The organism is Verrucomicrobiota bacterium, from assembly GCA_019247695.1.
Taxonomy (GTDB): domain Bacteria; phylum Verrucomicrobiota; class Verrucomicrobiia; order Chthoniobacterales; family JAFAMB01; genus JAFBAP01.
The window spans coordinates 1-6,055 of sequence record JAFBAP010000131.1 but is presented as its reverse complement, the minus strand read 5'-3'; the positions used below and the strand labels follow the sequence as shown (position 1 = coordinate 6,055).

The window sequence follows — 6,055 nt, the reverse complement described above, 5'->3', positions numbered from 1 at the left end:
GAACTCCGAACTCCGAACTCCGAACTCTTTCCTCTTCCCGCCGTGGTCGCCGTGGTCCGCCGTGTTCGCCGTGTGAACTCTGTCGCCGTGCCCGCCAATCCCGCTGTGCCCGCCGTGTGACCGAACTCCGAACTCCGAACCCCGAACCCCGAACTCGTTACCCGTTACTCGCCACCTCGTACTCCTGCTGGGGATACATTTTCGACAACTCGCAGGCGATCGTGAGAAGTTTGTGGGGCATGCCCGGTTTGAGCCGAGGCTGACCGCTCGTCGTGATCATGAAGATGTGATCCATCTGCGTCACCGTTACGAAGCCGTTTTCGAGCTGATAGATCGCCACCTGGCCTTCCGGCAGTCGCAGGTCATCCCGGCGGTTCGGAAGCCGCCCGAACAGGAGCGAGTAATCCCGGTCGGGTACCCGGAGTTGCTCGTAATAATGTTCGGCCAAGCGTGAAGCGAGCACCGGGCCGCGGTTCTGAACGATCAAACAACCGTCGAGTCCCGGCAGCTTCGCCACCAACTCTGCGACCACTTGCGCGTCGAGCGGTTCGTCGGAGAAAAATTCGCTTTCCAACCGGTAAGGATCAAAGCCTTCTGCGACGGGCGGCAGAGGTTGGCCGAACCACAACGGCAAACCGATGCTCTTTTCATCAGCCCGGGTTGCAACCGCTTCGGCGTCGCGCAACTGCGCGGCATAGGATTCAAAGCCGGTCCGGTCATGCAGTTCCTGGAGCGTCGAGGCGCCTTGCACAAATGAATCCGGCTTACCTTCGCGCCAGGGAAGCTCCGGGCCCGCCAAGTCACGCGGTTTCTCCTCAAGTTGGAACGGCAGGCGCAGCGTCTGTTCGTCCTCCGGAGCGGCCGGGGCGGTTTGGGCTTCGGGTTGGCCGGACCGGACGGAACCCAAAGGGGTCGACTGATCTGAGGGATTCCGGCGTCCTTCCGAGCGCTCGATTTCGCCCTTCAGGGTCTCAAGTGCAACCTGGCGCTCTTCCAGTTCGCGGCGCAGATCGGCTACTTCTGCAGAGAGCTGATCCCGCTGTTCGCGGAGCTGATGCAGTTCAACTTCCAATCCCCCCTTCTCCCGCAACGCGGAATCCACCTCCGTCCTTGCCTGCGCCAGACGTTCTTCCAGGCCGGCAGCGGCGTCCGGATCGGGTCGAGCAGCCAGGGCCTCAGTACGGAGTTGGGCCAGGTCACGGCGCACCTGCTCGGCGTCGGCCTGAAACGAGCTCCACATTTCCCGATACTCGGCGGCTTGCTCCTGGCGCACCCGGAGTAATGCCTGGCTCTCCAGCAACTGCTCCCTGACCCGCTGTTGCTCGTCCATGCGAACCGCCAGTTCATCTTCGGCCTGCCGGACCTGTTGCCGGATGCGTTCCAGCTCGTTCTGCGCCTGGCCGGTTTCCGCCAGAATCTGGGACAGACGGCGGACGGCGGTTTCCGTCTCGACCTTGTTGCGCATCAACGCCGCCAGGCCCCCAAGCAATTCTTCCTCTGTTTTGGACAGGACGGCCGAGGCCAGTGACGGATCCATCCGGAGCCACGTGTGGACCTGCTCGGGCGCGTTGGCCTCCCGACTAAGCTCGCGAGGATTGACGGCTGGACTGGACGGATTGGATGGTTGAACGCTGAGATCGGCTGGGTTCACGGGCGTGGCATCAATGTGCGGCGGTTATTTTTGACGGATCAGAACGGCATCGAGAGGAAAGTAAGACTCTTGGTTTTTTAACCGGTTGTTCCCGGCCAGGGAAATAAAGGCATCCACTCTCCAGCGCAAGCCGGCGGAATTACGGACGTCACATCGCCGCGTTTGGTGCCTCGGCAACGGCAACCAAGCCCGCCCATCAGCATCATAGGCTGAATGCTCGACGAGGAAACCCGTGCGTTCTGCCGGCGATGCACCCCCGCTGGAAGCCCTGGCGAGAAACAATTTCGATTACCCATCGCAAGCCGATCGCAAGTCTCGAACTTTGACCGGAGCAAAAAGCTCTTACCGCTCCAAGTCCGGGATGGCAAGATGCCAGAGAATACTGCTGATGCAAATACGATAGGACTGATAATTCAGGTCCGGTTTTCATTCGCAGGCAGTCGAGGTCACGACGCCACGCACGCTTGAATTGTGACCCAGTTTTTCTCTTTTTTGTGATTTTTTGTTCTGCGTCGGTTCAGGCATTTAACCCGGAGCTTGACGGGGAGATGCCACAGGGCGATACGTAGCACTCTCAGCCCCGCGCCGGTGTAGCTCAGTGGTAGAGCACTCGATTCGTAATCGAGCGGTCACGAGTTCGAATCTCGTCACCGGCTGGCAAAAAATGCCACGAATGGAGAAGAGTGGCGGGTAACGGGTAACGGGTAGCGGGTAACGAATGGGGGGCGTCGAGGCCTCCAATTCACTCCCGGCAGTTCTTCCTGGGCTGACGCGCGGCACTCTTTACCGGGAACAACTTCGGCTCGCGGTCTTCCACCCGCCACCCGCTATTCGTTACTCGTTAGGCGTTACCCGCCACCCTCTTCCATTTGTGGCATTTTTCAGAAGCCGCCTAACTCGTCGCGGACGGCGGCGAACTGCTCGACTGCGAACTCGAGGTCTGCATCCGAATGGGCAGCCGACACCTGGGTACGGATTCGGGCGGTTCCGTGCGGCACCACCGGATAAAAGAAGCCGATCACGTACAAGCCGCGTTCGAGAAGGCGGTCGGCGGTTTTCTGCGACAGGGCGGCGTCACCGATCATGACGGGAACGATCGGGTGCTCGCCGGGCTTGATGGTGAGACCGCGCCGGGCCAGGGCAGCCCGGAACCACCGCGTGTTGCGCTCCAGCCGGTCGCGCAACTCGGTGGAACGGGACGCAATTTCGATCGCCTTTAATGAACCTGCGATGACGCTGGGAGTGACGCTATTGGAGAAGAGGTATGGGCGCGAGCGCTGCCGTAGGAGCTCAACGATCAGTTTGCGCCCGGTCAGGTACCCGCCGCTGCCGCCTCCGAGCGCCTTGCCGAGGGTGCCGGTGATGATGTCGACCCGGTCGCCCACCCCGCAGTATTCGGGTGTGCCGCGGCCGGTTTTGCCGAGAAAGCCGGCCGCATGACACTCGTCGATCATCACCATGGCGCCGTACCGCTCCGCGAGGTCGCAGATGGCGCGCAGGTTGGCAATCGTGCCGTCCATGGAAAACACGCCGTCGGTGGCGATCAGACGGTAGCGCGCGGACTGCGCCTCCCGCAGCCTGGCTTCAAGATCATCCATGTCGTTGTGGCGGTACCGGTACCGGGTGGCTTTGCAGAGGCGGATGCCGTCTATGATGGAAGCATGGTTCAGCTCATCGCTGATCACGGCGTCATCGGGCGCGAGCAAAGTCTCAAACAGGCCGCCGTTCGCGTCGAAACAACTGCCGTACAGGATGCTGTCTTCCGTGCCATGGAACCGGGTGAGCGCCGCTTCAAGTTCCCGGTGGATCTCCTGGGTGCCGCAGATGAACCGGACGGAGGCCAGGCCGAATCCCCAGCGATCCAGTGCCTCACGCGCGGCCTGGATGACTTCGGGATGATCGGCCAGTCCGAGATAGTTATTGGAGCAGAAGTTCAGCACGTCGCGCCCGCCGGCCGTTTGGACCCATGGCCCTTGCCGCGATGCGAGGGTGCGTTCGCGTTTCAGCAGACCCTGCCGTTCGATGTCGGCAAGCTGCCGCGTCAGGTGATCGGAAAATCCATTCAGCATGGGCGCATCGCAAAACTTATTCGGGTTTCAACGTGACGGCCTGCGGGGGCACGGGAGCGTTTTCCCAGTGCAGGACGATCTTGCCGGATTGCCCGCTGCGCATCAACTTGAACGCTTCCTCGTACGCATCGAACGGGAAATGGTGGGTGATTACCGGGGCAATATCGAGGCCCGACTGGATCAACGCCGTCATCTTGTACCAGGTCTCGTACATTTCCCGTCCGTAAATGCCCTTGATCGTCAGGCCGTTAAAGACCACCAGGTCCCAGTCGATGGCCGCCTTTTTTGATTGGATACCCAAAAGGGCCAGCTTGCCGCCATGGCACATCGCGGCCAGCATGCTGTTGAGCGCGCCGGCGTCTCCGGACATTTCCAGGCCGACGTCGAATCCTTCTTTCATCCCCAACCTGCTCATTACCTCGTGCAGGCTGCCGGTCCGGACGTCCAGGGCAACCGTCACCCCCAAACGGCGGGCCAACTCCAGCCGGTACGGGTTCACGTCGGTGATGACGACGTAACGGGCGCCGGCGTGCCGGACGATGGGCACCGCCATCAGACCGATCGGACCGGCCCCGGTGATCAGCACGTCCTCACCCAGCACGTCGAAGGACAGGGCGGTGTGGACCGCGTTCCCGAGGGGATCGAAACAGGAAAGGATCTCCAGGGGGATTTTGGGATCCGCCAACCAAACGTTGGTTTCCGGGATGGTAAGGTACTCGGCAAATGCTCCCGGCCGGTTGACGCCAACCCCGCTGGTCTGATTGCAAAGGTGCCGTCTGCCCGCGAGGCAGTTGCGGCATCGTCCGCAGACGACGTGGCCTTCTCCGGTAACGATCATGCCCGGTTGAAAGTCGTGCACGAACCGGCCCGCCTCGGTAATCACGCCGACGAATTCATGGCCGATCACCATCGGCGTCGGGATGGTTTTCTGCGCCCATGCATCCCATTCGTAAATGTGCACATCCGTTCCACAGATTGAGGCGCGCAGCACCCGGATCAGGACCTCAAACCCGCCCGGCTCCGGCCTCGGCACTTCTTCCAGCCAGAGGCCGGGGGACCGTTGTTTCTTTACGAGGGCGCGCATGGTTGTTTGCATAATCGTCGACCGGCCAGGAAAGATCGGCCAACTGGAGCCGGCCGCAAGCGCACCCGGGCCGTGGGCGGTGCGTGACTCGCGACGTGCAAGCGCCTATACTCCGCGCCATGCGTTTGATCGCGCTCGACCCTGCCCTCCGAAATTCGGGTTACGCTTTGCTCGAACGAAGTTCAAGCCAGGTGCGCGTTTTAGATTTCGGCGTGATCAGAAACGACGCTTCGCTTTGCATGAGCTCGTGCCTGGTGGAAATTCATCGGACGATCGCCGCCCTGGTTGAACGTTACCGGCCTGAACTTTGCGCCGTGGAAAGCGTAATTTTCGTGCAGAACTCGAAAACCGCCGTCACCCTGGGCGCGGCGCGTGGCTCGGCGCTTCTGGCCGTCGCCCAGCGCGGCCTTCTGATTTATGAATACCCGCCGAAACGGGTCAAACAGGCAGTTGTCGGCCGGGGCAATGCGCAGAAAGATCAGGTCAGCTTCATGGTACGGGCATTGCTCGGGCTGGAACAAACCCCGGACTCTGACGCCGCCGATGCGCTGGCCATCGGGTTGACTCACCTGCAAATGCAAGCGACGCCGCATGCCCTGGTCGGCGCATACCGCAACATCTGAAGATGAGGACGCGGTTCGTTGACGCCGGACGGCTTACGTTCGAGGAAGGTTTGAAGTTGCAGGAAGCGCAGGTGGAACGTTGCCTGGCGATGGGCGAAGAAGTTGTTTTTCTGCTGGAGCACGAGCCGGTTTATACGATCGGACGGCTCCCGGACAAAAGCAGCCTCGGCCCGGTGGAGCGGCTGCCTTATCCCAGCTTCGAGATCAACCGCGGCGGCCAGGCCACCTATCACGGCCCGGGCCAACTGGTCGCTTACCCCATCCTCGACCTGCGCGCCCGGGGACGCGATTTACACCTTTACCTCCGGAACCTGGAGGGCGTGCTGATCGACCTGCTGGCCGGGTTCGGCGTCGCGTCCCAGCGGGTGCCGGGCAAGACGGGCGTGTGGGTGCACCAGCGAAAAATCGCGTCCATCGGCGTTGGCGTGCGAAAATGGATCACCATGCACGGCCTCGCGTTGAACGTCGCTTCGGACCTCCATGGGTTTGATCACATCGTGCCTTGCGGGTTGGCCGGCGTTACGATGACCTCGCTAAGCCGGGAATCAGGCCGCGAGGTCAGCATCGGTGAGGTCAAAACCCGGTTCCCCGGGTGTTTTGAACGCGTCTTCGGGGAACCGGTAACGGG

At 61.6% G+C, this 6,055-nt stretch carries 5 protein-coding genes and 1 tRNA gene; 3 read left to right on the top strand and 3 right to left on the bottom strand.

What is annotated here, in order from left to right:
* Positions 1–157 precede the first annotated feature (157 nt).
* Positions 158–1,651, bottom strand: coding sequence for a hypothetical protein (locus JO015_15390; protein MBW0000481.1), 1,494 nt, complete (start codon positions 1,649–1,651; stop codon positions 158–160).
* Positions 1,652–2,235: 584 nt separating this feature from the next.
* On the opposite strand from JO015_15390, the gene JO015_15385 reads away from it, so the two are divergent.
* Positions 2,236–2,307 (top strand) — tRNA-Thr (locus JO015_15385).
* A 225-nt stretch (positions 2,308–2,532) separates the two neighbouring features.
* Here JO015_15385 and kbl read toward each other — a convergent pair.
* Positions 2,533–3,720, bottom strand: coding sequence for a glycine C-acetyltransferase (kbl, locus tag JO015_15380; protein MBW0000480.1), 1,188 nt, complete (start codon positions 3,718–3,720; stop codon positions 2,533–2,535).
* 16 nt (positions 3,721–3,736) lie between these two features.
* The gene (tdh, locus tag JO015_15375; GenBank protein MBW0000479.1) at positions 3,737–4,804 is read right to left on the bottom strand and encodes an L-threonine 3-dehydrogenase; all 1,068 of its coding nucleotides are present in this window, start codon (positions 4,802–4,804) and stop codon (positions 3,737–3,739) included.
* Between the two features lie 119 nt (positions 4,805–4,923).
* Between tdh and ruvC the strand changes: the two genes are divergently transcribed.
* Positions 4,924–5,427, top strand: coding sequence for a crossover junction endodeoxyribonuclease RuvC (ruvC, locus tag JO015_15370; GenBank protein MBW0000478.1), 504 nt, complete (start codon positions 4,924–4,926; stop codon positions 5,425–5,427).
* Positions 5,428–5,429: 2 nt separating this feature from the next.
* Positions 5,430–6,055 (top strand): lipoyl(octanoyl) transferase LipB (lipB, locus tag JO015_15365; GenBank protein MBW0000477.1); only part of this gene is annotated, 626 nt, incomplete at its 3' end.

What these genes read in the sequence shown, in the direction of transcription:
- kbl (MBW0000480.1), bottom strand. Translation starts at nt 3,720, where the DNA reads ATGCTGAATGGATTTTCCGATCACCTGACGCGGCAGCTTGCCGACATC.
- tdh (MBW0000479.1), bottom strand. Translation starts at nt 4,804, where the DNA reads ATGCGCGCCCTCGTAAAGAAACAACGGTCCCCCGGCCTCTGGCTGGAA.
- ruvC (MBW0000478.1), top strand. Translation starts at nt 4,924, where the DNA reads ATGCGTTTGATCGCGCTCGACCCTGCCCTCCGAAATTCGGGTTACGCT.